This window comes from Pseudomonas sp. SID14000 (assembly GCF_002165135.1).
Lineage (GTDB): Bacteria > Pseudomonadota > Gammaproteobacteria > Pseudomonadales > Pseudomonadaceae > Aquipseudomonas.
This window is the reverse complement of record NZ_NFZQ01000003.1, coordinates 1-26,260: the sequence shown is the minus strand read 5'-3', so window position 1 is coordinate 26,260 and position 26,260 is coordinate 1. Positions and strand designations below refer to the sequence as shown.

Below are 26,260 nucleotides of genomic sequence, written 5' to 3'. Positions count from 1 at the left end.
TATGCTTTCAAACAAAAACCATATTCGTTTTTGTTATATGGTGTTGCTGGCTAGGCTGAGGGAAGCCTAGATGCAGATGGGGAAGGAGGGGGGGGGAAGTCTGATGTTGGTTGTGGACTTTTCTGATGCCTGCAAGGGCCCTTTCGCGGGTTTACCCGCGAAGAGGCCCTGGCAGGCGACAAGGAATCAGAGGCCGAGCATATCCCGCGCCACCGCCTCGGCAATGCGAATCCCATCGACACCCGCCGACAGGATCCCGCCCGCATACCCGGCCCCTTCACCCGCCGGGAACAGCCCCTTCAGGTTCAGGCTCTGGAAATTCTCACCGCGGGTAATGCGCAGCGGCGATGAGGTGCGCGTCTCGATCCCGGTCAATACCGCATCATGCAGGTTGTAGCCCTTGATCTGCCGGTCGAACGCCGGCAGTGCTTCGCGGATGGCCTCGATGGCGAAGTCCGGCAGGCTCGGCGCCAAGTCGCCCAGGGTCACCCCCGGTTTGTAGGACGGTTCGACACTGCCCAGCGCAGTCGACGGCCGGCCGGCAACGAAGTCACCCACCAGTTGCGCCGGGGCCTGGTAGTTGCTACCACCCATCACGTAGGCGTGGGCTTCCAGGCGCTCCTGCAGCTCGATGCCGGCCAGCGGGCCGCCTGGGTAATCGCGCTCGGGGTCGATGCCGACGACGATACCGGAATTGGCGTTGCGCTCATTACGCGAGTACTGGCTCATGCCGTTGGTGACCACACGGCCCGGCTCGCTGGTGGCGGCCACCACGGTGCCGCCCGGGCACATGCAGAAGCTGTACACCGAACGACCGTTCTTGGCGTGGTACACCAGCTTGTAGTCGGCGGCACCGAGTTTCGGGTGGCCGGCGTACTTGCCCAGGCGCGCCTTGTCGATCAGCGTTTGCGGGTGCTCGATACGGAAGCCTACCGAGAATGGCTTGGCTTCCATGTACACGCCCTTGGCGTGCAGCATGCGGAAGGTGTCGCGTGCACTGTGGCCCAGGGCCAGCACCACATGGCGCGAGTGCAGCTGTTCGCCGCTCTCCAGCACCACGCCGGTCAGCTGGCCATCCTCGATCAGCAGGTCGGTGACCTTCTGCTGGAAGCGCACTTCGGCACCGAGGGCGATCATGTCCTGACGCATCTGCTCGACCATACCGGTGAGGCGGAAGGTACCGATGTGCGGCTTGTTGATGTACAGGATCTCGTCCGGCGCACCGGCCTTGACGAACTCTTCCAGTACTTTGCGGCCGTGGTGCTGCGGGTCCTTGATCTGGCTGTACAGCTTGCCGTCGGAGAAGGTGCCGGCGCCGCCTTCGCCGAACTGCACGTTGGACTCGGGGTTGAGCACGCTCTTGCGCCAAAGGCCCCAGGTGTCCTTGGTACGCTGGCGCACTTCCTTGCCGCGCTCGAGGATGATCGGCTTGAAGCCCATCTGTGCCAGCAACAGGCCAGCGAAGATACCGCACGGGCCGAAACCGACCACGATCGGGCGCTCCTGCAGATCGGCCGGGGCCTGGCCGACGAACTTGTAGGTCACGTCTGGCGCTGGGCCGATGTTGCGATCGTCGGCGAACTTGCTGAGCAGCTCGGCTTCGTTGCTGGCTTCCAGGTCGATGGTGTAGATGAACAGGAGCTCGCTGTTCTTCTTGCGCGCATCGTAGCTGCGCTTGAACAGGTTGAAGCTGAGCAGTTGCTCGTCGCGGATGCCCAGGCGCTGGACGATGGCTTCACGCAGGGCTTCGTCGGGATGGTCCAGGGGCAGCTTCAGTTCGGTGATTCGTAGCATGGCAGGGTCCAGTATCCCGGCCATGGGCGGCCGGCGGCTTTACACAAACCGCCAAGTATAAGCTGTTCGCCGCCCCGACTGGCAGGATAAAAGTGCCCGGCGATCAGTTGTCGCGCGCACCGCCGTAGTAACCGCAGCCCTGCAGGGGCTTGCCGTCGATGCGCAGTTCGGCGCGCAGGTGGTGGATGGCACCGGTGGCGGTGTCTACGCAGCGTTGTGGCGCGACCCACAGCTCCACGTGCTGGCCGTTGGCTTCGCTGGTCAGGGTCAGGCCACCGCCGGGCACTTCTTCTTCCAGGAAGGGCAGGGGCAGGGGTTCCTGGCCGACGCGATTGAGCACCATGCCTTTGCCGCTGGCCTTGATGTCCCAGTCTGGCTCGTGGCCGTTGGCGCGTAGAGTCAGCTGCTTGAAGTTGGGGTCTTCGCAAGCGCGGGTGGAAGGTTCCAGGCGGTACAGGCGGCGTACTTCCAGCCAGCCGTCGTTGTTGGCCTGCTTGCTGCCGGTGAGGCGGCCACGGACATCGGCGAACAGCTTGTCGTTGGCGTCCTTGGCGAGGTTGGCGGCTTCCTGCAGGATGCCGGTGGCGGCGACGTCGTTAATCACGAAAGTGCGGTTTTCGCTGCAGGGTTTGAACAGCAGCTGGCCACCGCCTGCACGCAGCTCGCCCTGCATGCGCGTAGTGCCGATGTTCGGGTCGCTGGGGGCGTCAGCCATGAGCTGGCAGCCGGCGAACAGGGGCAGCAGGGCGGTGAGCAGCAGGGTGGGGGTGAGGCGCATGGGGCGGGCTCCGGGGGATCTTTAGCCAAGGAGCTGGCACGTTACTCAGGCTTTGCCGGGATCACAAGTTTTCGGTCAACTGTGCTGGCCTCTTCGCGGGTAAACCCGCTCCCACAGAGATAGCGCAAGCTTGAGTGTGGCGCCGTACCTGTGGGAGCGGGCTTACCCGCGAAGAGGCCAGCACACACGATATAAAACCGGCAGGCAGAAAAAAGGGCCCGAAGGCCCTTTTCCCATCAACCCCCCAGGTACGCGTCGCGCACCTTCGGGTCGGTCAGCAGTGCTTCACCGGTACCCTCCATCACTACCCGGCCGTTCTCCAGCACATAGGCACGGTCAGCGATCTTCAGCGCCTGGTTGGCGTTCTGTTCCACCAGGAACACCGTCACGCCATCACGACGCAACTGTTCGATGATGTCGAAGATCTGCTGGATGATGATCGGCGCCAGGCCCAGCGAGGGCTCGTCAAGCAGCAGCAGCTTGGGCTTGCTCATCAGCGCCCGGCCAATGGCGAGCATCTGCTGTTCGCCACCGGACATGGTGCCGCCACGCTGGATATAACGCTCCTTCAGGCGCGGGAACAGCTGCAACACCTTGTCCAGCTGCTCCTGGTAATCGCCCTTGTCGGTGAAGAAGCCACCCATCGCCAGGTTTTCCTCGACGGTCAGGCGGGAGAACACGCGGCGGCCTTCCGGCACCACTGCGATGCTCTTGCGCATGATGTGCGAAGACGGCTGGCCGACCAGTTCCTCACCCAGGTACTTGATGCTGCCGCTGTGCGCCTGCGGCGAGCCGCACAGGGTCATCAGCAAGGTCGACTTGCCGGCACCGTTGGCGCCGATCAGGGTAACGATCTCGCCCTGGTTGATCTCCACGTTGACGCTGTGCAGCGCCTGGATCTTGCCGTAGAAGGTGGAAACGTTTTCGAACTTCAGCATTTACGCTTCCCCCAGGTAGGCTTTGATCACGTCAGGGTTGTCGCGGATCTCTTCCGGCGTGCCGTGGGCCAGGGGGGTGCCCTGGTTGATCACCACGATATGGTCGGAAATGCTCATCACCAGCTTCATGTCGTGCTCGATCAATAGCACGGTGACGTTGTGCGATTCACGCAGGTAGGCGATCAGCGCCTTGAGGTCTTCGGTCTCCTTCGGGTTCAGGCCCGCTGCCGGTTCGTCGAGCATGATGATGCGCGGCTGGGTCATCATGCAGCGGGCGATTTCCAGGCGGCGCTGCTGGCCATAGGCGAGGGTGCCGGCGGTACGGTTGGCGAATTCGGTCAGGTTGACCTTCTCCAGCCAGTACTGCGCGCGCTCCATGGCCTCCTTCTCGCTGCGGCGGAAGCTCGGGGTCTTGAACAGGCCGGCGAAGAAGTTGGTGTTCAGGTGGCGATGCTGGGCGATCAGCAGGTTTTCCAGCGCGGTCATTTCCTTGAACAGGCGCACGTTCTGGAAGGTCCGCACCACGCCCTTGCGGGCGATCTGGTGCCCGGCCAGGCCCTGGATCGGCTGGCCATCGAGCAGGATGGTACCGCCGCTGGGCTTGTAGAAGCCGGTCAGGCAGTTGAACACGGTGGTCTTGCCGGCACCGTTCGGGCCGATCAGTGCCACCACCTGTTTTTCCTTGACGGTCAGGCCCACGCCGTTAACCGCCAACAAGCCGCCGAAGCGCATGCTCAGGCCGCTGACTTGCAGAATTTCGCGGCTCATCGACGCAGCTCCATGTGTGGACGTTGCATAGGCAGCAGGCCTTGCGGACGCCAGATCATCATCAACACCATCAGCGCACCGAACATCAGCATCCGGTATTCGCTGAACTCACGCATCAGCTCGGGCAGCAGGATCATCACGATGGCCGCGAGAATCACGCCCAGTTGTGAACCCATGCCGCCGAGCACGACGATGGCGAGGATGATCGCCGACTCGATGAAGGTGAACGACTCCGGCGTGACCAGCCCCTGGCGCGCAGCGAAGAAGCTGCCGGCGAAACCGGCGAAGCAGGCACCCAGGGTGAATGCCGACAGCTTGATCACGGTCGGGTTCAGGCCGAGTGCGCGGCAGGCGATCTCGTCTTCGCGCAGGGCTTCCCAGGCGCGGCCGATCGGCATGCGCAGCAGGCGGTTGATCACGAACAGCGCCAGCAGGGCCAGCAGCAGGGCCACCAGGTAGAGGAAGATGACCTTGTTGATCGAGTTGTATTCCAGCCCGAAGAACTCATGGAAGGTCTGCATGCCCTCGGCGGCACGGCGTTCGAAGGTCAGGCCGAAGAGTTCCGGCTTGGGGATGTTGCTGATGCCGTTGGGGCCGCCGGTCCAGTCGGTGAGGTTACGCAGGAACAGGCGGATGATCTCGCCGAAGCCGAGGGTCACGATCGCCAGGTAGTCACCGCGCAGGCGCAGCACCGGGAAGCCGAGCAGGAAGCCAAAGGTAGCGGCCATCAGGCCGGCGATCGGCAGGCATACCCAGAAGCTCCAGCCCAGGTAGTGCGAGAGCATGGCATAGCTGTAGGCGCCGACGGCGTAGAAACCGACGTAACCCAGGTCGAGCAGGCCCGCCAGACCGACCACGATGTTCAGGCCCAGGCCCAGCAACACGTAGATCAGGATCAGCGTGGCAATGTCGACCGCACCGCGCGAGCCGAAGAACGGCCACACCAGTGCCGCGACGATCAGGCCCATGATCACGTAGCGCTGGGTTTTCGGCAGGGTCAGGTAGTTGCTGACAGCCGGCGGGATCAGCTTGCGATCCGAACGGCGGCCCATTACCGAGCTCCACTGCTTGTCGAACAGCACGCGCAGGAACATCAGCACCGAGCACAGGGCAATGATGCTGAGGTTGAAGGAACCCTGGCTGTGCACGGACAGGCTGATGCCGTCGATGCTCAGTTTCAGGCCCAGTACCGGGAACGCTACGGCCCATACCAGCAAGGCGCTGAAGAACGCCTGTTTGAGATTTCTGTTCATACTTTTTCAACCTCCGGGCGGCCCAGGATGCCGGTCGGCCGGAATAGCAGGACAAGAACCAACAAGCCGAATGCCACCACGTCCTTGTACTGGTCGCCGAAGATATCGGCACCGAACGCTTCGGCCACGCCCAGCACCAGCCCGCCGAGCATGGCGCCCGGAATGCTGCCGATGCCACCCAGTACCGCCGCAGTGAAGGCCTTCAGGCCCACCAGGAAACCGGCGTTGGGGTTGATCACCCCGTACTGCATGCTCAGCAGCACGGCCGCCACCGCCGCCAGGGCGGCACCGATGACGAAGGTGAGGGCGATGATGTTGTTGGTGTTGATGCCCAGCAGGTTGGCCATCTTGATGTCCTCGGCGCAGGCGCGGCAGGCGCGGCCCAGGCGGGAACGGGAGATGAACAGGGTGAGGCAGGTCATGGCCACCAGGGTGACGGCGAATACCAGGATCTGCATGTAGCTGATCAGTACCTCTTCTGCACCGCCTGGCCCGAACGAGAAGCTTCCGGGGATCAGGTTGGGGATGGACTTGTCCTTGGAGTCTTGCGACAGCAAGACGGTGTTCTGCAGGAAGATCGACATGCCGATGGCGGAAATCAACGGGATCAGGCGGTTGCTGTTGCGCAGGGGGCGGTAGGCAACCCGTTCGATACTGTAGCCATAGGCACTGGTGACGAAGATCGTCGCGACGAAGGCGACGGTCATGAGGATCGGCAGCGAATGGATACCCATCATGGCCAGGCCCGCCAGGGCGATGAAGGCCACGTAGGAACCGATCATGTACACCTCGCCGTGGGCGAAGTTGATCATGCCAATGATGCCGTACACCATCGTGTAGCCGATGGCGATCAAGGCATAGGTGCTGCCGATGGTCAATCCATTAACCAGTTGTTGGAAGAAATGGTAGATCTCAGGCATTACAGCGCTCCTAAAAACCTGATTTGCATTTCGCTGGCGGGGGTAAGGCCAGGAAACCGCGGGTGACGGTTTTAAGATTTTCAGGTGAGCCCGCCCCCGGATCGCGGGGATCAGGCCCATGAACCTCATAAAACAAAGCCCACTGCTCGCACAGTGGGCTCGTAGGTCAGCTATTAGTCACGCAGTTACTGAGGGGAGACTTCGGTCTTCGGCTTGCCGAAGTGCCATTCGTAGACCACGAACTTGAAGTCTTTCAGGTCGCCTTTGTCGTCGAACGACAGCTCGCCGGTCGGGGTCTTGAACTTGCCGGCGTGAATGGCGGCAGCCACCTTCTCGGTGTCGTCGGAGCCAGCAACCTTGATACCTTGGGCGATCAGCTCGACAGCCGAGTAGGCCGGGAACACGAACGGACCGCTTGGGTCCTTGCCGTCAGCCTTGATAGCGTCGACGATCTTCTTGTTCGCAGGGTCGGCGTCGAACGACTTCGGCAGGGTCACCAGCAGGCCTTCGGACGCGTTCTGGGCGATCTGCGAGATGGAGTCGTTGCCCACGCCTTCCGGGCCCATGAACTTGGCTTTCAGGCCTTTTTCCTGAGCCTGGCGCAGGATCAGGCCCAGCTCTGGGTGGTAGCCGCCGTAGTAGACGAAGTCGACGTTGTTCTGCTTGAGCTTCTGGATGATCGAGGAGAAGTCCTTGTCACCGGCGTTCAGGCCTTCGAAAACGGCAACCTTGGTGCCTTTGCCTTCCAGGGTCTGCTTGACCGCGGTGGCGATGCCTTCACCGTACTGCTGCTTGTCGTGCAGGACGGCGACTACCTTCGGTTTGACGTGGTCGGCGATGTAGTTGCCGGCGGCCGGGCCCTGGGCGCTGTCCAGGCCGATGGTGCGGAAGATCAGCTTGTAGCCACGGGCGGTGATTTCCGGGGAGGTAGCGGCCGGGGTAATCATGATCACGCCTTCGTCTTCGTAGATGTCGGACGCAGGCTGGGTGGAGCTGGAGCACAGGTGGCCGATGACGAACTTGACGCCGTCGTTGACCACTTTGTTGGCGACTGCAACGGCCTGTTTAGGGTCGCAGGCGTCGTCGTATTCCTTGGCTTCGAGCATCTTGCCATCCACGCCGCCCGCGGCGTTGATATCCTTGATGGCTTGCTTGGCGCCGATGAACTGCATGTCGCCGTACTGGGTCACGGGGCCGGTTTTGGGGCCTGCAATCCCGATCTTGATGGTATCGGCGGCAAACGAATGGCTGGCTACCCCGGCCAGAACCATTGCGGCGAACAGCTTGGAAATCTTGATCATAGTGCTCCACTCATTCTGTTGTAATTCTTATAGTCCTGGCGGCCAGGGCTACAGACCGGGCGGGATTTGCGGCGTGGCCATGCCAACGCGCAAGCCCACCTTCCCCCGGAACATGTCCCGGAACTGTACCGGTGCAGTGTAGAGCGCTGTTCGAGCGCTTGAAAAGCGGTCGAAAAGTGCCTGTTTCCTGGGTTGTCGCTTGATCGACACAAAGATACAGAAAGGCGCCATCAAACTGCCTGCATCTGTGACCCCGCCCCACAACTTCGGGATCCATCGACCAAATTACATATTTGAAACCGGGTTTTTCTGCAAAAATGCCGGCCTTTTTATTGGCCGATTTTTGCGGATACCACCCATGACTGATCAAACAAGCACCCTCTATGCCAAATTGCTTGGCGAGACGGCAATCATCGAGTGGAAAGCGCTGGAGCGCTTCTGGGCCAAGGGTGACCTGATTTGGGTCGACCCAAGCCTCGACCTGATCGCCGTTGCCGAGGCGATGGCCGAGAATCGCAGCGAGATCTTCGCCAAGTGGCGTAGTGATGGCACTGTTGGGCCGGTGACGGCCGAGCAGGCTCAGGACCTGCAAAGCCGCGATCCAGAGATCTGGGCGGTGGTGGTTTCGCCGTTCATCGTGATCCAGGTGAAGCGCCCGGCAGAGGTGTGATCTTTTTTGGTGCGCGAAAATGCGCAGCAGGCCTGTTTTGGTGCTTGAGGGCGCTCAGGACAGGTAGAGGGAAGTAACAATTCGGCGTGGCGGTAACAGTTTACGGGATGCGTAATGGGGGCTGCCTTGCAGTCCTGTTGCAGCGGGCGTGCCCCGCGAAGGCCGCAAAGCGGCCCGGATCGATATCGAATTTGTTTGGAGTCATTGATGAGCTCACAACTACCTTCGCTTGGATTCGCCGGCATCGGTCTGATGGGCTTGCCCATGTGCCGGCGCCTGCTGGCTGCAGGCTACCCACTGACTGTGTGGAACCGCAGCCCGGACAAGTGCGCCGCACTGGTCGCCGCTGGCGCGCGCCAGGCCAACAGCCCTGCCGAACTGTGCCGCGACAGCGAAATGCTACTGCTGTGCCTGGCCGACACGGCGGTAGTGCGCGAGGTGGTGTTTGGCGAGCAAGGCATTGCCCTGGGCGGGCGCAGCGGCCAATTACTGATCGATTTCTCCAGCCTGGAACCCACCGCCACCCGTGAGATGGCCGCCGAACTGGCGGCGCTGTGCGGCATGGCCTGGCTGGATGCGCCAGTGTCCGGCGGTACGCCCGGTGCCGAAGCCGGCACCCTGGCGATCATGGTTGGTGGCGAGGCGGCCGACCTGCAGCGCGCCCGGCCGGTGCTGCAGGTACTTGGCCAGCGCGTGACGCACATGGGGGCGGTGGGTGCGGGCCAGGTGACCAAGGCCTGCAACCAGATGATCGTGGCCTGCAATGCCTTGGTGATTGCCGAAGTGGTGGCCTTGGCTGAACAGTCCGGTGTCGACGCGACTCTGCTCGCCGAAGCGCTGGCTGGCGGCTTTGCAGATTCCAAACCGTTGCAGATCCTCGCGCCGCAAATGGCCGAGAGCCGCTTCGAGCCGATCAAGTGGCACGTGCGCACGCTGCTCAAGGATCTGGATGGTGCGGTCAAGTTGTCCCGCGAACAGGGGGCGGCGACGCCGCTCAGTGGCCTCGCTGCGCAATTGATGCGCCTGCACGGAAGCCAGGGCTATCTGCAAAAAGATCCGGCGACCCTGGTTGAACTGTACCGCCGCAAGGGGTGAGCACACTGCTCTGGCGCTGCAGCCGCTCCAGTAGTGGCCGCAGTTCGGCCAGCGGCTCCGGGCGGCCCAGCAGGTAGCCCTGCAGGTAGTCGCAGCCGTGGGCCTCGAGGAACGCCAGCTGTTCGTCGGTTTCCACGCCCTCGCTGACCACCTGCAAATGCAGGGTATGCGCCATGACGATGATCGCCTGGACGATCTCGCGGTCCTTCTGGGTACCCGGTACATCCTGCAGGAAGCTGCGGTCGATCTTCAGCACGTCCAGCGGCAGGCGCTTGAGGTAGGCCAGCGACGAGTAGCCGGTGCCGAAGTCATCGATCGACAGCGCCACGCCCAGGGCGCGCACGCGCTTGAGCAGGTTGACCGTGCGCTGGATGTCACCCATCAGGGCGTTCTCGGTCACTTCCAGTTCCAGCTGCCGGGGAGCGAGCCCAGCGTGGAACAGCGCCTTCTCCACCTCGTTGGGCAGTTCGTCGTGGCTGAGGGTGACGGCGGAGCAATTGACCGTGACCTTCAGGTTGCCGTCGCCATGGCGCTGCAGGTAGGCCAGATCGGCGCAGGCGTGGCGCAGTACCCACAGGTCGAGGTCTAAAATCAGGCCGTTGGCTTCGGCGATGGCGACAAAACGCTCGGGCCCGAGCAGACCGTGTTGCGGGTGTTGCCAGCGCACCAGGGCTTCCAGTTTGGCCACTTGCCTGCTACGCAGGTCGAAAATCGGCTGGTAGTGCACGCATAGCCCATGCTCCTCTAGCAGGGCCAGGCGCAGTTCTTCTTCCAGTTGCAAGGCAATCGACGCCCGGGTCTTCAGGCTGTCGTTGAAGAAGTTCAGGCTGTTGCGCCCGCTGCCCTTGGACTGGTACAGGGCGAGGTCGGCATGTTTGAGCAGCTCTTCGGCGGTGATGCCATCGTCGGGGAAGATGCTGATGCCAATGCTGGTGGTCATGACCATGCGTCGGCCGCCCAGGTCGATGGGCTCTTTCATCCTTTGCATGATGCGCTGGGCCAGGTGGCGGGCTTCGTCGCGGCTGTTGAGGCTGGTGACCACGCAGAACTCGTCGCCACCAAAGCGCGCGACCAGGTCGTGGTTGCGGGTGGCGGCCTTGATGTGGCTGGCGATCACTTTGAGCAGTTCGTCGCCGGCGTCGTGGCCGAGGCTGTCGTTGATGCGTTTGAAATGGTCGATGTCGAGGAACATCACCGCCAGGCGGCTTTCCGTGGCCTGGTGTTCGGCCAGGCGTTCGGCGAACACCTGGTTGAAACCGCGGCGGTTGACCAGGTTGGTCAGGGCATCGTAGTGCGCGGCCTGCTGCAGCGAAGCGCGGGCCTGGTCCAGTTGGCTGAGCAGCACGCTGACCCGGCGCAGGTCGTGCTCCTTGCTTTGCAGCTTCTTGTCGGCCAGTGCGGTACTGATGCTGGCACCACTGATCAGCAGGGTGATGAAGCCGATACCCAGCCCCAGTTGCAGGCTGTTGTCGCCAGAGGGCAGGCGCAGGGCAGTGTCGGCCGGGATGACCAGGGTCATGGCCGACATTGCGGTGAAGTGGGTGGCGACGATGCCGCCGGCCATCAGCACGCTGGCGCCGTACTTCATGGCCTGGTGCAGGGTACCGCTGCCCTGACGGAAGTAGCGGGCCAGGCACAGCGCCGTCAGGCTGGTGAGCAGGGCAATGGTGGTAGAGGCCAGCAGCAGGCCGCTCTGGTAGTACTGGCGGGCGCCGGTTTCCAGGGCGGCCATACCGACGAAGTGCATGAGGATGATGCCCAGGCCGATCAGCACTGCACTTTGCAGGTAATGGTGTGCGCGCATCTGGCTGCGGTCGAGGCTGTGCATGGCCAGCCAGGCAACGGCCAGAGCGATGAGCAGCGAAAGGATGGTCAGCGACGCGTCATAATGCACTTCCACTGGCGCCTGGAAGGCCAGCATGCTGATGAAGTGCATGGCCCAGATGCCACCGGCCAGGCAGCAGGCACCGAGCATGTTCCATTGCCGGTGGGCGGTCGGGTCTTCGCTGTGGGACTGGCGCTCGGCCATGTCCAGGGTGGCGAAGCAGGCCGCACAGGCGACGAAGTAGGCGAGCAGGACCAGGAACGGGTCATGCCGGCAATCGATGACAATGCGCCCGGTTGCCGGCAAATCGGCGAACAGTTGCAGCCCCAGCCATTCCATGGAGTGCCTCTTGGTCGAGTTTTCACTCGTCTGCGCTACAACCCTGTGCAGACTGTCCAGAGGCAGTATAGGAAGAGGTGTTTAACCCTTCCTGACTAATGGCACATTGATTCCTACGATTTGGTTATGAACCTGATCGCAGCCCGGAATATAGAGTTTGCCCCTGTGGGAGCGGGCATGCCCGCTCCCACAGGATGCAGCACAAGGCAGCCCTATGGGAGCTCTGGGTCGGGACTAGCCAGCCACCAGCACGCGAATGGCTTCCAGGCGCAGTGCCGCTTTCTCCAGCATCGCCAGGCCCTCTTCGCGCTGCTTGCGCAGCGCCTCGATCTCGCTGTCGCGCACGCTCGGGTTGACCGCTTGCAGCGCGACCAGACGGGCCAGCTCTTCGTCGGCTTCCGCTGCCAGGCGGCGTTGGGCCTCGGCCACGCGCTCGACGTGGGTCGGCATGACCTTGGCCTCGCCACTGCCGATGCGCTGGGCCAGTACGTCACGCTGGGCCTGGACGAACTTGTTGGCGCTGGCGCGCGGCACGCTTTCCAGCTGGTCGTTGAGGGTTTCGAAGGCAACGCGGGACGCGAGGTCGTTGCCGTTGGCATCGAGCAGGCAGCGCAATGCCGCCGGTGGCAGGTAACGGCCCAGTTGCAGGCTGCGCGGTGCCACTACCTCGCTGACGAACAGCAGTTCAAGCAGCACGGTGCCGGGTTTGAGCGCCTTGTTCTTGATCAGCGCCACGGCAGTGTTGCCCATCGAGCCGGACAGCACCAGGTCCATGCCGCCTTGTACCATCGGGTGTTCCCAGGTGAGGAACTGCATGTCCTCGCGCGACAGCGCCTGGCCACGGTCGTAGGTGATGGTCACGCCTTCGTCATCGCCCAGCGGGAAGCTGGCGTCGAGCATCTTCTCGCTCGGCTTGAGGATCAGGGCGTTCTCGGAATGGTCTTCGCTGTCGATGCCGAAGGCGTCGAACAGGGTCTCCATGTAGATCGGCAGGGCGAACTGGTCGTCCTGCTCGAGAATGGCCTCGACCAGCGCCTGGCCTTCGCCGGCACCGCCGGAATTGAGCTCCAGCAGGCGGTCACGGCCAGTATGCAGTTCGGCTTCCAGGCGTTCGCGCTCGCTGCGGGCCTCGGCCACCAGGGCTTCCCAGGCCTTGCTTTCGCCACCTTCGAGCAGCGGCAGCAGGCGTGGGCCGAACTGGTGCTGCAGGGCGTTGCCGGTAGGGCAGGTGTTGAGGAAGGCGTTGAGGCCTTCGTGGTACCACTGGAACAGGCGCTCTTGCGGGTTCTCCTGCAGGTACGGGATATGCAGCTGGATGGTGTGCTTCTGGCCGATACGGTCGAGGCGGCCGATGCGCTGTTCGAGCAGGTCCGGGTGCGCTGGCAGGTCGAACATCACCAGATGGTGGGCAAACTGGAAGTTACGGCCTTCGCTGCCGATCTCGGAGCAGATCAGCACCTGTGCGCCGAACTCTTCGTCGGCGAAGTAGGCGGCGGCACGGTCGCGTTCGAGGATGCTCATGCCTTCATGGAATACCGAGGCCGGGATGCCGGAGCGCACGCGCAGGGCGTCTTCCAGGTCCATCGCTGTCTCGGCATGGGCGCAGATCACCAGCACCTTGGTGCGCTTGAGCATCTTCAGGGTGTCGATCAGCCAGTCGACGCGCGGGTCGAAACGCCACCAGCGTTCGTCGTCGGCCACCTCGCCCTGGGCCTGGAAGGCGACTTCCGGATACAGCTCGGCGTGCTCGCCGGCTGGCAGGTCGCGGTACTGCTCGGGCGTGGCCAGTGGGTAAGGGTGCAGCTGGCGCTCCGGGAAGCCCTGGATCGCCGCGCGGGTGTTACGGAACAGCACGCGGCCGGTGCCGTGGCGGTCTAGCAGCTCGCGGATCAGGCGCGCACTGGCCTGGGTATCGCCATCGCTGACCGCGGCCAGCAGGGCTTCGCCTTCGGCACCCAGGAAGCCCAGGATGGTGGCGTGGGCCTTGGGCGACAGGCGGCCTTCGTCGAGCAGTTCCTGTACGGCTTCGGCCACCGGGCGATAGTGTTCGCTCTCGGCGCGGAAGGCGGCCAGGTCGTGGAAACGGTTGGGGTCGAGCAGGCGCAGGCGGGCGAAGTGGCTGTCCTGGCCGAGCTGCTCGGGGGTGGCAGTGAGCAGCAGCACGCCCGGGATCACCTGGGCCAACTGTTCAACCAGGCCATATTCGGCGCTGACCTGGTCTTCGTGCCAGACCAGGTGGTGGGCTTCGTCCACCACCATCAGGTCCCAGCCGGCGGCGAACAGCGCGTCCTGGGCCTTTTCATCGTCGACCAGCCACTCCAGGGCCACCAGCGCCAGCTGGGCATCCTCGAACGGGTTGCTGGCGTCGCTTTCGATGAAACGCTCGGCGTCGAACAGGGCTACCTGCAGGTTGAAGCGGCGGCGCATTTCCACCAGCCACTGGTGCTGGAGGTTTTCCGGCACCAGGATCAGCACTCGGCTGGCCCGGCCCGACAGCAGCTGGCGGTGGATCACCAGGCCGGCCTCGATGGTTTTGCCCAGGCCCACTTCGTCGGCCAGCAAAACGCGCGGCGCGCTGCGGTCGGCGACTTCGCGGGCGATGTGCAACTGGTGGGCGATGGGTTGGGCGCGGCAGCCGCCCAGGCCCCAGAGCGCCGACTGCATCTGTTTGCTGGTGTGCTGCAGGGTGTTGTAGCGCAGGCTGAACCACGACAGCGGGTCTATCTGCCCGGCGAACAGGCGGTCGCTGGCCAGGCGGAACTGGATGAAGTTCGACAGCTGGGTTTCCGGCAGGGTGCGCGGCTGGTTTTGCCCGTCCAGACCGTGGTAGACCATCAGCCCGTCGATATCCTCGACCTCGCGCACGGTCAGCTTCCAGCCCTCGAAGTGGGTGATCTGGTCACCTGGCGAGAAGCGCACGCGGGTCAGCGGCGCATTGCGCAGGGAATACTGGCGGGTGTCGCCAGTGGCCGGGTAGAGCACGGTCAACAGGCGGCCATCCTGCGCCAGGATGGTACCCAGGCCGAGCTCGGCTTCGCTGTCGCTGATCCAGCGTTGCCCCGGTTGATACTGCTGCGCCATACTGCCTGAACTCCCGCGATGAAAAAGCCGATTATGTTAACGGATCGGCCGGTCAGACCAAAGTGCCGAGCGCATCGAAAGGTGCCGAAGTACGATAGGTAGTGCAACAGTCTAGCCGCTTCATCGCCCCCCACCGCGCTGCCGACGAGGGCTCCGGATCGACATGTCTGCCAAGCACCGCTGGATCAGCACCTCGATGGCCGTGGGCAGCCTGTTGCTGCTGGCCGCCTGCGAGCAGAAAAACTTCGAGACCTTGCCCGCCATCCCGATGGAGCAGCTTGAGGTACTGGGTGTGCAGACGCCGATCAAGAGCGTGCACTTTCGTGACCGCGACGGTGAAGGCCTGCTGGTATTGAGCCGCAGCGATGGCCAGGCCAGCGACCCGGAAAGCGAGCAGGAGGTGGACAAGGTGGTACTCAGGGCCACGCTGTACGGACGCACCGCCGAAAACGACGCGTTCAAGGCGCGCTGGCAGATCGAGCAGGAAACCACCTGCCCGGGCCTGGACCTGGATGTGGACTTCTACAATGACGTCAGCGATGTCGGCGACCTGAACAAGGATGGCGTCGCCGAGGTGACGGTTGCCAGCCACGCCTTCTGCGGCGGGGGCATCGACCCGCACGACATCGCCATCGAAATGCGCGAAGGGCAGGCCAGCTACAGCATCACCGGCCAGTCGCTGATTATCCCGGCAGGTGAAGAGCCGATCGGCGGTGAGCGCGAGGACAGTGCCTCGCTCAAGGCTGCGCCGCAGCTGCTGCGCGAGCACATGGACGCGGTCTGGCAGCAGGTGTACAAGCGGCCCTGGAGCGAGGCCAGCTCGCCAACCGACGACGGCCCTGACGACGAAGCCGAATAAGTGTTGTGCATGCCATCAAGGTAAAACCGCACCTGCCGATACAGGGGGCATAGGAGAACGTCCATGTTGCCACCGATCATTCCGCTCAGTGCCGCCCCGGTGACCTCGCAACAGGACCCGGTCAAGCCGACTCCCGATATCAAGCCGGTGGTGCCGACGCAGCCTGCATCCGGCGAAAGTGCCATCGACCTCAAGCACCAGCGTGACCCGCAGGAGCAGGCGCTGCTGCTGCGCGATGAGCAGCGCCGCCAGCAGCAACGCCGACAGAAGGGTGACGACGAACGCTACAGTGCGATGCCGGGTGACGAGGTCAACGCCGACAATACCGTGCCGGTGGCGCCATTGATGGGTGAGCATGTACGCCAGGGGCTGCTGGTGGACATAGAAGTCTGACGCGGGGCTGGTCAGCGCCTGCGCCTGGCTTCATCATGCAAGTCTCAGTTGATCGTCGAGCCCAACCATGAGCCAAGACAACCTCATCGATTTCGATGCCGAACGCGCCAAGCGCGTCCACGACCTCAAGGAAAAGCGCCTGAACGAAATGCGCAATGCGTTCGAGCAGGCCCTGCCGTTGAACACCTCCAGGAAAAAGAAGCCCAAGGGCAAGCCGAAGAAGCGCTGAAACTTGACGCAGGTCAACCCTGCACCCGCCTCGCGTGCCCGGCCCCGGGCACCATTGACACCGATCAATTTTCCCCGCCCTAACATTGGTTAACTTGCACCCATCGGACAACGGCAAACGAATGGGGAGGCCAGCATGTTCTTCGACAATGTGGTTATCGCCGGTGTGGTAACGGTCGGGTTGATGGTCGCCTTCTTTGCCGGTCTGGGCATTTTCATCTGGAAGGACTCAAACAAGCGCAAACCGCGCTGACCTTCCGGGTACACGAGCACGCAAGGCATTTAGGGCGACTTCGGTCGCCCATTTTTTTTGCCTGCAATTTTTGTGTTGCCTCTCAGTAAAGATGATTAGCTAGCTAATTAATCGTTTCCGCTTTATCCTTCCCACCATTGTCTATCTTTCTACAAGACCATCCCCGCAAGGTCCGCCTCGTGCCCATCACCCTCCAGGCCCTGTTCGCCCCCAGCAGCCTCGCCCTCAAGTTCGCCATCAAGACCCTGCTCGGTGGTGGCCTGGCGCTGTGGCTGGCGATGCGCTGGGGCCTGGAGCAACCGTCCTGGGCACTGATGACCGCTTTCATCGTCGCCCAGCCGCTGTCGGGCATGGTGGTGCAGAAGGGCTTGGCACGGCTGGCCGGCACCCTGGTCGGTACGTTTGCCTCGGTGCTGTTCATCGGCCTGTTCGCCCAGACCCCATGGCTGTTCCTGCTTACATTGGCCCTGTGGCTGGCCCTGTGCACCGCCGCCTCCACCCAGCTGCGCAGCGCCTGGGCCTATGCCTTCGTGCTGGCTGGCTACACCGCGGCGATCATCGCCCTGCCGGCCATCGACCACCCGTTGCAGGTGTTCGACCAGGCCGTGGCGCGCTGCACCGAGATTTGCCTGGGTATCTTCTGTGCCACCGCCAGCAGCGCCTTGCTCTGGCCCATGCGGGTAGAGCAGCAACTGGGCGGGCAGGCCCGCCAGGCATGGCAGAACGGCCTGCAGGCCGCCAGTGCCATGCTGGGCGGTGAAGACGAGGCGCGCAAAGGCTTGCTGGAGAGCCTGGGGCGTATCGTTGCCATCGACAGCCAACGCGAACACGCCTGGTTCGAAGGCAATCGTGGGCGCCAGCGTGCCCGCGCCATTCGAGGCCTGAGCCAGAAACTGATGGTGCTGTTGCGCATCTCCCGCTCGGTACGCCGGCAGTGGCGGCAACTTGATGAGCGTGAGGCCGAACACCTGGCACCCTGGCTGGAGGAGGTGCGTGCGCTGCTGGGCAAGCCTGACCAGCCCAGCCTGTTGTTGCTGCGCCAGCGCATCTGGGATGTCGCCCACGATGAACAGATCAGCCCGGTGGAGCACTTCTGCCTGGCGCGTATGGCGCTGCTGCTGGATTACGCCATGGCCGCCAGCCAGGCGCTGGATGATGTGGAGGCGGGCAGGGCGCCCAAGGATGTGTCCCAGGGCCTGGCTGCGCACCGCGACTGGTCGCTGGCCTTGCTGTTCGGCTCACGCAGTGCGCTGGCCTTTCTGGTAATGAGCGGCTTCTGGCTGGCCACTGCCTGGCCTTCGGCACCGGGGGGCCTGGTGCTGACCTGCGTGGTCTGCAGCCTGTTCGCCAGCCGCGAGAACGGTGCGCAGATCGGTCTGAGCTTTTTGCGCGGGATCTGCCTGGCGATACCCACGGCGTTTCTGGTCGGGCAGATTCTGCTGCCGCAATGGAGCAGCTTCGCCATGCTGTGTCTGGGCATGGGCGTGCCGCTGTTTCTCGGTGCGTTGGGTATGGCTCACCCGCGGACTGGGGCCACGGCTACCTCCTATTGCCTGCACTTCATCGTGCTGGTGTCGCCGCTCAACGTCATGCAGTTCGGTGTGGCCAGCATGCTCAACAGTGCCTTGGCCATGCTGGTGGGAGTGTCGGCGGCGGTGATGGCCTTCCGCTTGTTGGTGTTTCGCCACCCGGCCTGGCTGGGCCGGCGCCTGCGCGCAGCCACCCAGAGCGACCTGGTGCGCCTGACCCGGCGCGACTTGCGCGGCGCTGACAGCTGGTTCGGTGGGCGCATGGCTGACCGCCTGATGCAACTGGCGCGGTATGCCGGCGAGCTGCCCGAGAGCGAGCGCAAGCGCTGGGATGACGGCCTGCATGGGTTGGATATCGGCGATGAACTGGTGCACCTGCGCATGTGCCTGGCGGTCGCCCAGGCCCCGTTGGGGCAGGCCGAGCGCGAATACTTGCAGCAGGTAGAGGCAGTGCTGGCCAAGGGGCCGGCGCCCGGGCGTGGTCAGCGCCTGGATGCAGCCAGCGAACAGTTCATTGGCGCCTTGCGCCAGCTACCCTCTAGCGATCCGTTGCGGTTGGCCGAAGGGGCCGTGCTGCAATTGCAGAAAAGCTGGGGCAAATGGTGCCGCTGGCAGGAGGAAGCCCATGGGGTTGCGTGAGTGGGAAGTGGGCGGCGTGCTGTTCAGTCCCTTCCTGGTTTATGTGTTACTGGCGCTGTTGCTTACCGGGCTGCTGCGTCTGCTGGTGCAGGCCACGCCGTTGGGGCGCTGGATCTGGCATGAAGCGCTGTTTGACGCGGCGCTGTTCGTTTGTGTGTTGTTCCTGGTAGTGCGACTGCTGGGAACTTTATAAAGGAGTGTTTCGATGCGTGCGGCCGTACGTACCTTGGTCACCTTGTGTGTAGTGGCCGTTGCCGTGTTCGCCGGCTATCAGCTGTGGCAGTACTACATGCTCACCCCCTGGACCCGCGATGCCCGAGTGCGCGCCGATGTCGTGGTGATCGCCCCCGATGTGTCTGGCTGGGTGCGCGAGCTGAAGGCCCGAGATAACCAACAGGTCAAGGCCGGTGATCTGCTGATGAGCATCGACCGCGAACGCTTCCAGGCGGCCTTCTACCAGGCCAGTGCCGTGACCGAGACCCGCACCCAGCAACTGCGCCTGCGCGAGCGTGAAGCGGCCCGGCGTACTGCCCTGGGGCCGGAGGCGATCAGTGCCGAATTGCGGGAAAACGCCCAGATCAATGCGGCCATTGCCCGCGGTGAGCTGCATGAGGCTGAGGCGCAGTTGCAGGTTGCCAAAATCAACCTGGCGCGCAGTGAAGTGCGGGCACCGCGCAGCGGGCATATCACCAACCTGCGCCTGGCCGAGGGCAACTATGTGAATACCGGGGAGCCGGTGATGGCCCTTGTGGACGATTCAACCTTCTATATCCAGGCCTATTTCGAGGAAACCAAGCTGCCGCGCATTCGTGTGGGGGATGCGGTGAAGGTCTGGCTGATGGGGGCGGGTGAGCCGATGCAAGGCCATGTGGAGAGCATCAGCCGTGGTATCACCGACCGCAACAGCAACCCGGACAGCCAGTTGCTGCCGGAGGTTGAGCCGACCTTCAACTGGGTACGCCTGGCGCAGCGGATACCGGTCAGGATTCGCCTGGACCAGGTGCCGGAGGGGGTGACCCTGAGCGCGGGGATGACCGCCAGTGTGCAGGTGCATGAGCAATGAAGCAGGGGGCCACTTTGTGGCCCCGGATTCTCGAATTCAGAGGAACATCCCGCACCACTCCGCCACCCAAATCAGTCTCGATCGCCCCCGGCGCCAGAATGTTCACGCGAATGCCACGCGACCCCATTTCCTTGGCCTGGTAGCGGGTCAGCACTTCCATCGCTTCATGCAGTGGCTGGGGGAGGTGCTGCATTCGCAGGTTGATGGTGGCTGCTGATCGATGAAAAGCGTAGCGTCTGTGCGGTGGCTTGCGCTAGGCTGCCAGTCACGAGTTGCCCGGCAGAGGCGACCCTTTCCTGTCTGGCGTGCGTATCTTCCGATTTCATTGCGAGGTTACGTCATGGCCATCACTTCCCAGGATATTTGCAACGCTGCCGACCAGCTCAAGGGCTTTGTCGGTTTTCATGGCAAGCGCGGTGTGCATATCGTGCGTTTTTCCGAAGATTCGTTCGGCATGGACGTGGCCGACGCCAGCATCACGCCTTGTAGCGAGTTTGTCTGGCGGCCCGAGCAAGGGCTGCGCATGGCCCTGTGCCGTGAACGGCTGGCGCTGTTGCTGGAGCAGCACGTGGATGACCGTTTGAACATCGGTGAACCGCTGCGCACCTACCTGAGCCGACGCGACCTGCCAGAAATCGTGGCTGAGCGCAGGTTGCAGCGGAATTCCGCTCTGTAACAGCGGAGCAATCGCCTCGCTCGAACTTCGAAAGCCTGCACTATCCCTGTGGGAGCGGGTTCACCCGCGAACACCGGCGAAGCCGGTGCCATGTACCGCGCCGCATTCTTCGCGGGTGAACCCGCTCCCACAGGGGTAATCATTCAAACCAGGGCAAGACAGTTACTTCCACGCGCTACAGGTAGGGCGCCGAACGCTGGGATGCCTGCTGCAACAACGCCTTGAGCCCCGCACTGTCCAGCGGCCGGCTCAGGTAATAGCCCTGCACCTCATGGCAACGGTCCTTCTCCAGTGCCATGAGCTGCTGCTCGCTCTCCACCCCTTCGGCCGTCACCGTCAGGCCCATGGCTTCGCCCAGGTTGATGATGGCCTGGACTACGGCGCGGTCGCTGCCGCCGGTGTTGTTCAGCCCGCTGATGAAGCGTTTGTCGATCTTGATGCTGTCGAACGGGTAGGTGCGCAGGTAGCCTAGCGACGAGTAGCCTGTGCCGAAGTCGTCCATGTTCAGGCGCACGCCCAGCTCCTTGAGCGATAGCATGGTGCCTAGCGCACCTTCGATGTCGTTGAGCATCACGTTCTCGGTAATTTCCAGCTCCAGGCGCTGGGCAGGGAAGGCGGTTTCCAGCAGGATCTCGCGCACATCGGCCACCACATCGCTGCGCAGGAACTGCGCAGGCGACAGGTTCACCGAAACCAGTACGTCGGCAGGCCAGTCGTGGGCTGTGCGGCAGGCTTCGCGCAGCACCCAGCGGCCCAGTGCGACAATGATGTCGCTCTGCTCGGCCAACGGAATAAAGGTATCCGGCCCCAGCAATCCCTCCTGCGGATGCTGCCAGCGCAGCAAGGCCTCGACCGCGACGATGCGCAGGTCGCTAAGGCGGTAGCGCGGCTGGTAATGCAGCGCGAACTCCTGATTGCGCAGGGCCCGCCGCATGTCGTTCTCGAGTTGGCGGCGGTACTGGATCTGCTGGTTCATTTCGGCAGCGAAATAGCGCCAGGTGTTCTTGCCGTCGGCCTTGGCCTGGTACAGGGCGATGTCGGCACAGCGGATCAGCTCGCCGGCATCGAAGCCCTGGGTGCGGGTCTGGGCGACACCGATGCTGGCGCCAACGTGCAGGGGCTGGCTATCGAAGACGATGGGTTGCTGCAGCAGGCTGATCAGGCGCGCACAGAAGCGGTCGATCTCGCTGCGGTTGTCCATGCCACTGAGCACCAGGAGGAACTCGTCTCCGCCCAGGCGTGCGACCAGGTCGCCATCGCGGGTACTGTCGCGCAGGCGGGTTGCTACCTCTTGCAGCACGGCGTCACCGGCGGCATGGCCGAGGGAGTCGTTGATCGGCTTGAAGTTGTCCAGGTCCAGCAGCAGTAAGGTCAGTGGCGGTGAATCGCTGCCGCGCAACAGTGCCTGCTCGAGGTGTCGGGCGAGCTTGTTGCGGTTGGCCAGCCCGGTCAGTGGGTCGTGCAGCGACAGGTGCTGGATGCGCGCATGGGCGTCGACTTCGTCGGTGATGTCGCTTGCGGTGCCGCGAAAGCCGACGGGCTTGCCGTCGTACCAGATGGCGCGGGCCGAAACCCGGCAGTAGCGGTTCTGGCCATTCTGGTCGCGGTAGGTGCAGCGCAGGTTGGCCAGTTGTTGTGGGTCGGCCGCGGCCAGGGCATCCAGCCACGGCGAGAGCGGTGTGGTATCGCAGGCCAGCAACTGATTGAGCGGGTGGCCGAGCCAGTCGTTTACCGGGTAGCCGGTGACGTTGACAAAGCGTTGTGACAGGTAGGTCAGGCGTTGATGCCGATCGGTTTCCCAGATCCAGTCGGAGGCCGACTCGGCTACCGCACGAAAACGCTGCTCGCTGGCCTCCAGTGCCTGGTTGCTCTGCTGCAGATGGGCGAGCGTGAGCTCGATCGCCCGCGAACTGCGCAAGGCATGGCGGAACAGGTACAGCATGACCAGACCGAGTATCAGCAAGGCACCTGCCAGTGGGGGCAACACAGCTCGCAGCAACTGGTGCCCTGGCAACGGGCTGCTCCAGGAGAGGTGGTAGCCCGTATCGCCGAGGTCGATGCGCAGGTGGCCGTGCTCACCCACATCATCTTTTTCCACATGCATGCCAGTCAGGCCGGCACCGCTGCTCAGTTGCGCCAGCTTGTCCTCGGTGAGCTGGTCGACGAACAGCATCACCGGCGCCTGACTGACCTCGCTATCGGTGACATCCCGGTCCGGGCGCACCGCCGCCGCACTGAGCACGGCCGGCCAACCGTTGAACAGGACGAAACGGGTGATCTGTTCGCGTGGTATGGCTGCAGCCCGGGCCTGGTCGATGATTGGCTGCAGCGCTGCATCAATATAGGTATTGGCCGCTGCCTGGGTAGGCTGGCCTTTGAACAGCGCGTAGGTGGTGCGTGTGTCCTCCACCACGAACACCCCTTCATAGCCGCTGGCGCTGTACAGCGATTCGCCCACGTTCTTTTCTTCGTAGGCCCATTTCCAGTCGGCCTGGCCCGCCAGGTGTTCAAAGGCAGCATCCCACACGGCGTAGCTGGACAGGAACTGGCGCGAGGCAAGCAGGCGTTGTTCCAGCGCCTTGGACGCCTGCAGGGCACTGCGCTGGCGCTCCTGATGGTCAAGAGTACCCGCGATATTGAACAGGGCGCCGAGGATGACCAGGCAGGCCAAGCCGAAAACTGCGCTGAAGCCTGCAATGAGGTGACGCACCTGGAAGCGCGGTGTGGGGCTGGAGGGTGGAAGGTTGGCGGTCCTGGCCATGCGGGCTCCTTCAGGCAGCCTCCCGCCAGGCAGTCAGGAAGGAGGTTCAATCAGGATAGGCCAGCCTGAGCGCCGCAGCGTCGCTGCGGGCAAAATTGATCTGGTCCCGGCCAGCATGCTTGGCGGTGTATAGTGCCTTGTCCGCCTGTTCGAGCCAGTGTTCGGGTGACTCCAGGTCGGCTTCGAATGCCGACAGGCCGATGCTTAGACTGATGCGCAGGTGCGGCAACTGCGGGTTACGGTAGCTGGCGACCCGCTCGCGCAGGCGCTCCATGGCCTGGCAGGCTTGGGCCTCGCTGGTGTCCGGCAAGATCACACAGAATTCGTCACCACCGTAGCGCCCGGCCTGGTCGCCTTCGCGCAGGTTGCGCCGCAGCTCGGCGCTGAGCTGGCGCAGCACACAGTCGCCGACCACGTGGCCGAAGGTGTCGTTGATGGTCTTGAAGTGGTCGATGTCGATCAGGGCAATCACCGCGTGCCCTTGCTGCTGCTGGCAGGCCTGGAACTTCAGCAGCAGCAGGTCTTTCCAGGCGCCGTGGTTGAGCAAGCCGGTCAGGCTGTCGGTGAGGCTCAGGGCGCTTAGCTGGCGCTTGTGGTCGGCCAGTTTGATGGCCAGCTGGTAGCAGACCCAGCCCAGCGCCAGTGGGTAGAGCGTCAGCATCGGCAGGCAGGCATAGATCTGCAGCGGCGTGGCGTTCAGTTGCAGGCCGGGGCCGAGCAGCAGGATCGCGACGAGCATGCCGGCCAGCTGGGCCAGCACCCCGCGAACGACCAGGCGTTTGCCGCCGGCGGCGACGTTGTTCATGGTCATCATCGACAGCACGGTCACGCTGGGCAATGGGTTGAATTGCATGGCGGCGGTCCAGAACCCACCCATTAGGGAGTCCAGCACCAGGTTGCGCTGTTCTGCGTGGTAAGGCGCGGCCGAACGGGTAGCCCACAGGTAGGCCGCATGCGGCCACAGCAGACCGTTGAACAGCACCAGCAGCCATACCCAGGTCGGCGGCGACAGCGGTGCCATGGCGGCCATGACGCTGAACAGGCCGATCCCAAGGCCGATGACACGCGGCAGGTAGATGCGTTTGACGAATGAAAGGCCTTTGCCGCTGTGTTTATCCATCATGGTCATCGTTCTCCTGCCGGAGTACCGTTTATCGCATAACTCGCATGAACATTGTTGAACAGTGTTTCATCGACGAAAAATGACCTTACAAGCCAATTCACGGTTGATCCGATCATTGTGGGGTAGCATGAAGGCTTTCCTGTTGCTCGGATTGTTGCTGATGGTCCCTTTGGCCAACCCTGCCGGCGAGCCGGCGCCCCAGCGGGAAGGACGTTTTCACAACCAGGCGTCGTTGCCACAGGATGGCGTATTGAAAAAGCTGCGCATCGGGCTCAAGTACGTGTTCCTGCGCAAGCCGCCGGAAACCCGGCCAACCACCCCGTTCAGCCTCCAGCCCATGACCCGCCAGCAGGTGCTTGACGCACCCGACCGTAGCCTGTGGCGCCTTGGCCATTCCACGGTATTGCTCAAGCTGCGCGGGCGCTTCTTCATTACCGACCCGGTGTTCGCCGAGCGCGCCTCGCCGGTGCAGTGGGCCGGCCCACTGCGTTTCCATGCGCCACCCCTGTCGCTGGACCAGTTGCCGCCGTTGGCTGCGGTGGTGCTGTCCCACGATCACTTCGACCATCTGGACGAACAGGCGATTCGCCAGTTGGCACCGCGCACGGGTATGTTCCTGGCGCCGCTGGGTGTCGGCAACCTGCTGATGACCTGGGGCGTAGCACCGGCGAAGGTGCGGCAGTTGGACTGGTGGCAGGAAAGCGAGGTCGAGGGCGTGCGCTTTGTTGCCACCCCGGCGCAGCACTTTTCCGGGCGCGGGCTGCTGGACAGCAACCGGACCTTGTGGGCGTCGTGGGTGATCGTCGACGAGGATGTGCGAGTATTCTTCAGTGGCGATACCGGCTACTTCGATGGATTCAAGCAGATTGGCGAGCGTTTTGGACCGTTCGACCTGACCCTGATCGAGACCGGGGCCTACAACGTCGCTTGGCCCGATGTGCACATGCAGCCGGAGCAGAGCTTGCAGGCCCATCTGGATTTGCGCGGGCGCTGGCTGTTGCCGATTCACAACGGCACCTTCGATCTTTCCATTCACGGCTGGCAGGAACCGTTCGAACGCATCCTGGCGCTGGCCAACCAGACACAGGTGCGTTTGAGCACGCCGCAGATGGGGGAGCGGGTCAGCCTTGACTCTCCGCACGCCGGGCAGAACTGGTGGCAGCCGCGGCCTGTGCGTCAGCGGGGGCAGGCGAATGAGCGCGTGGTGGCGGCGCGCTGAGCCTCACTGGTTGTGAAAGGTGCCTGCCTTTGTTCTTCTGGCGCCTGTGAGATCGAGCGCCGCCCTCGCGGCGCTTCGCAGCACAAGGCTGCTCCTACATCTGTTTCGGGCCAGTCTCTCCTGTGCCTGGCGCGCGCGACCGTCTTGTCTGTTCCATTCAATATCGAAGGTTGCGCCTGCTGTTCTTCATCAATCTCCTGCCATGCACCCAGGGTGCGCGCGCCAATGGCGCAGGAATAATTGGCCCGAAACAGATGTAGGAGCAGCCTTGTGCTGCGAAGCGCCGCGCGGGCGGCGCTCGATCTCATAGGCGCAGAAGGTGTTGTGGCGAACACCTGGTGGCCTTGATACGGTCTTCGCCTGGAATATTTCGAATAAATGAAATTAGAGGTTGACGGGGTTCTGAATCCCCTTATAATGCGCCCCACTTCCAGCGACATCGGAACGACAAAATTCTTGAAATTCAATGAGTTAGGTTGTTCAGGGAGAGCTGAAAGGGCTGCGATCAAATGATCGCCAGCGGTTGAGATGATGGTTGACAGCGCTTCTAAACGCTGTATGATTCGCCTCCCGCTACGAGAGATCGCAGCGAGTCAAGTGTTTGAAGCTAAACGAGTTTCTCGCAAAAAACTTCAAAATAAACGCTTGACAGCAAATGAGGAAAGCGTAGAATGCGCGCCTCGGTTGAGACGAAAAGCTCTTAACCAAACGCTCTTTAACAAATCGAATCAAGCAATTCGTGTGGGTGCTTGTGA

At 63.1% G+C, this 26,260-nt stretch carries 23 protein-coding genes and 1 pseudogene; 12 read left to right on the top strand and 12 right to left on the bottom strand.

Features of this window, described 5'->3' with window-relative positions:
* Positions 1 to 186: 186 nt before the first annotated feature.
* The 7 genes from CAY82_RS05190 to CAY82_RS05160 form a co-directional block, all read right to left on the bottom strand.
* Positions 187 to 1,794, bottom strand: a complete 1,608-nt coding sequence (locus CAY82_RS05190) for an NAD(P)/FAD-dependent oxidoreductase (RefSeq protein ID WP_087500230.1) — start codon at positions 1,792 to 1,794, stop codon at positions 187 to 189.
* Between the two features lie 103 nt (positions 1,795 to 1,897).
* The gene (locus CAY82_RS05185) at positions 1,898 to 2,572 is read right to left on the bottom strand and encodes a COG3650 family protein (RefSeq protein ID WP_087500229.1); all 675 of its coding nucleotides are present in this window, start codon (positions 2,570 to 2,572) and stop codon (positions 1,898 to 1,900) included.
* Between the two features lie 236 nt (positions 2,573 to 2,808).
* Positions 2,809 to 3,510: an ABC transporter ATP-binding protein gene (locus CAY82_RS05180; protein WP_087500228.1), complete on the bottom strand. Its 702-nt coding sequence runs from the start codon at positions 3,508 to 3,510 to the stop codon at positions 2,809 to 2,811.
* The gene (gene livG, locus CAY82_RS05175) at positions 3,511 to 4,278 is read right to left on the bottom strand and encodes a high-affinity branched-chain amino acid ABC transporter ATP-binding protein LivG (RefSeq protein WP_013973920.1); all 768 of its coding nucleotides are present in this window, start codon (positions 4,276 to 4,278) and stop codon (positions 3,511 to 3,513) included. It abuts the gene before it with no gap.
* The gene (locus CAY82_RS05170; protein WP_087500227.1) at positions 4,275 to 5,531 is read right to left on the bottom strand and encodes a high-affinity branched-chain amino acid ABC transporter permease LivM; all 1,257 of its coding nucleotides are present in this window, start codon (positions 5,529 to 5,531) and stop codon (positions 4,275 to 4,277) included. The genes livG and CAY82_RS05170 overlap by 4 nt, the downstream gene beginning before the upstream one ends.
* Positions 5,528 to 6,451: a high-affinity branched-chain amino acid ABC transporter permease LivH gene (gene livH / locus CAY82_RS05165; RefSeq protein WP_087500226.1), complete on the bottom strand. Its 924-nt coding sequence runs from the start codon at positions 6,449 to 6,451 to the stop codon at positions 5,528 to 5,530. Before livH ends, CAY82_RS05170 begins: the two co-directional genes overlap by 4 nt.
* 185 nt (positions 6,452 to 6,636) lie before the next feature.
* Positions 6,637 to 7,752: a branched-chain amino acid ABC transporter substrate-binding protein gene (locus CAY82_RS05160; RefSeq protein ID WP_087500225.1), complete on the bottom strand. Its 1,116-nt coding sequence runs from the start codon at positions 7,750 to 7,752 to the stop codon at positions 6,637 to 6,639.
* A gap of 358 nt (positions 7,753 to 8,110) precedes the next feature.
* On the opposite strand from CAY82_RS05160, the gene CAY82_RS05150 reads away from it, so the two are divergent.
* Positions 8,111 to 8,422, top strand: coding sequence for a DUF2288 domain-containing protein (locus tag CAY82_RS05150; RefSeq protein ID WP_087500223.1), 312 nt, complete (start codon positions 8,111 to 8,113; stop codon positions 8,420 to 8,422).
* 207 nt (positions 8,423 to 8,629) lie between these two features.
* Positions 8,630 to 9,517, top strand: a complete 888-nt coding sequence (locus CAY82_RS05145; RefSeq protein WP_087500222.1) for an NAD(P)-dependent oxidoreductase — start codon at positions 8,630 to 8,632, stop codon at positions 9,515 to 9,517.
* On the opposite strand, the gene CAY82_RS05140 is transcribed toward CAY82_RS05145, so the two are convergent.
* Positions 9,417 to 11,681, bottom strand: coding sequence for a bifunctional diguanylate cyclase/phosphodiesterase (locus CAY82_RS05140; RefSeq protein WP_087500221.1), 2,265 nt, complete (start codon positions 11,679 to 11,681; stop codon positions 9,417 to 9,419). The two genes, CAY82_RS05145 and CAY82_RS05140, sit on opposite strands and share 101 nt — an antisense overlap.
* Positions 11,682 to 11,915: 234 nt before the next feature.
* Positions 11,916 to 14,762, bottom strand: a complete 2,847-nt coding sequence (gene rapA / locus CAY82_RS05135; protein WP_087500220.1) for an RNA polymerase-associated protein RapA — start codon at positions 14,760 to 14,762, stop codon at positions 11,916 to 11,918.
* A 163-nt stretch (positions 14,763 to 14,925) separates the two neighbouring features.
* Here rapA and CAY82_RS05130 point away from each other — a divergent pair, with 163 nt between their 5' ends.
* The 7 genes from CAY82_RS05130 to CAY82_RS05105 all read left to right on the top strand — a co-directional run bounded on the left by CAY82_RS05130 (position 14,926) and on the right by CAY82_RS05105 (position 19,726).
* On the top strand, positions 14,926 to 15,621 hold the full coding sequence (locus tag CAY82_RS05130; RefSeq protein ID WP_087500219.1) for a M949_RS01915 family surface polysaccharide biosynthesis protein: 696 nt from the start codon (positions 14,926 to 14,928) through the stop codon (positions 15,619 to 15,621).
* A 63-nt stretch (positions 15,622 to 15,684) separates the two neighbouring features.
* A complete protein-coding gene (locus tag CAY82_RS05125) occupies positions 15,685 to 16,014 on the top strand; it encodes an aspartate-semialdehyde dehydrogenase (protein WP_085590175.1) in 330 nt (109 codons plus the stop codon).
* 67 nt (positions 16,015 to 16,081) lie between these two features.
* Positions 16,082 to 16,243: a hypothetical protein gene (locus CAY82_RS26625; RefSeq protein WP_087500218.1), complete on the top strand. Its 162-nt coding sequence runs from the start codon at positions 16,082 to 16,084 to the stop codon at positions 16,241 to 16,243.
* Positions 16,244 to 16,378: 135 nt separating this feature from the next.
* Entirely contained in the window at positions 16,379 to 16,495 is a 117-nt protein-coding gene (gene ccoM / locus CAY82_RS27210) for a cytochrome c oxidase subunit CcoM (protein WP_003254862.1), read from the top strand.
* Between the two features lie 179 nt (positions 16,496 to 16,674).
* On the top strand, positions 16,675 to 18,663 hold the full coding sequence (locus CAY82_RS05115; protein ID WP_087500217.1) for an FUSC family protein: 1,989 nt from the start codon (positions 16,675 to 16,677) through the stop codon (positions 18,661 to 18,663).
* On the top strand, positions 18,650 to 18,856 hold the full coding sequence (locus CAY82_RS05110) for a DUF1656 domain-containing protein (RefSeq protein WP_087500216.1): 207 nt from the start codon (positions 18,650 to 18,652) through the stop codon (positions 18,854 to 18,856). The genes CAY82_RS05115 and CAY82_RS05110 overlap by 14 nt, the downstream gene beginning before the upstream one ends.
* 12 nt (positions 18,857 to 18,868) lie before the next feature.
* Entirely contained in the window at positions 18,869 to 19,726 is an 858-nt protein-coding gene (locus tag CAY82_RS05105) for an HlyD family secretion protein (RefSeq protein WP_087500215.1), read from the top strand.
* 25 nt (positions 19,727 to 19,751) lie between these two features.
* On the opposite strand, the pseudogene CAY82_RS05100 reads toward CAY82_RS05105, so the two are convergent.
* Positions 19,752 to 19,889, bottom strand: a pseudogene (locus tag CAY82_RS05100) (SDR family oxidoreductase); the annotation flags it as partial.
* Positions 19,890 to 20,066: 177 nt separating this feature from the next.
* On the opposite strand from CAY82_RS05100, the gene CAY82_RS05095 reads away from it, so the two are divergent.
* A complete protein-coding gene (locus CAY82_RS05095) occupies positions 20,067 to 20,402 on the top strand; it encodes a DUF2025 family protein (protein ID WP_087500214.1) in 336 nt (111 codons plus the stop codon).
* A 175-nt stretch (positions 20,403 to 20,577) separates the two neighbouring features.
* Here CAY82_RS05095 and CAY82_RS05085 read toward each other — a convergent pair whose 3' ends face one another.
* Together CAY82_RS05085 and CAY82_RS05080 are read right to left on the bottom strand one after the other, a co-directional pair.
* Positions 20,578 to 23,163 (bottom strand): EAL domain-containing protein, encoded by a 2,586-nt coding sequence (locus CAY82_RS05085; RefSeq protein ID WP_087500212.1) that lies wholly within the window; start codon positions 23,161 to 23,163, stop codon positions 20,578 to 20,580.
* Between the two features lie 46 nt (positions 23,164 to 23,209).
* Positions 23,210 to 24,283, bottom strand: a complete 1,074-nt coding sequence (locus CAY82_RS05080; RefSeq protein WP_087500528.1) for a diguanylate cyclase — start codon at positions 24,281 to 24,283, stop codon at positions 23,210 to 23,212.
* A gap of 130 nt (positions 24,284 to 24,413) precedes the next feature.
* On the opposite strand from CAY82_RS05080, the gene CAY82_RS05075 reads away from it, so the two are divergent.
* Both CAY82_RS05075 and CAY82_RS26900 read left to right on the top strand, forming a co-directional pair.
* Positions 24,414 to 25,505 (top strand): MBL fold metallo-hydrolase, encoded by a 1,092-nt coding sequence (locus CAY82_RS05075; protein WP_087500211.1) that lies wholly within the window; start codon positions 24,414 to 24,416, stop codon positions 25,503 to 25,505.
* 528 nt (positions 25,506 to 26,033) lie between these two features.
* A partial coding sequence (locus tag CAY82_RS26900) for a hypothetical protein (RefSeq protein ID WP_218190826.1) occupies positions 26,034 to 26,260 on the top strand: 227 nt, incomplete at its 3' end.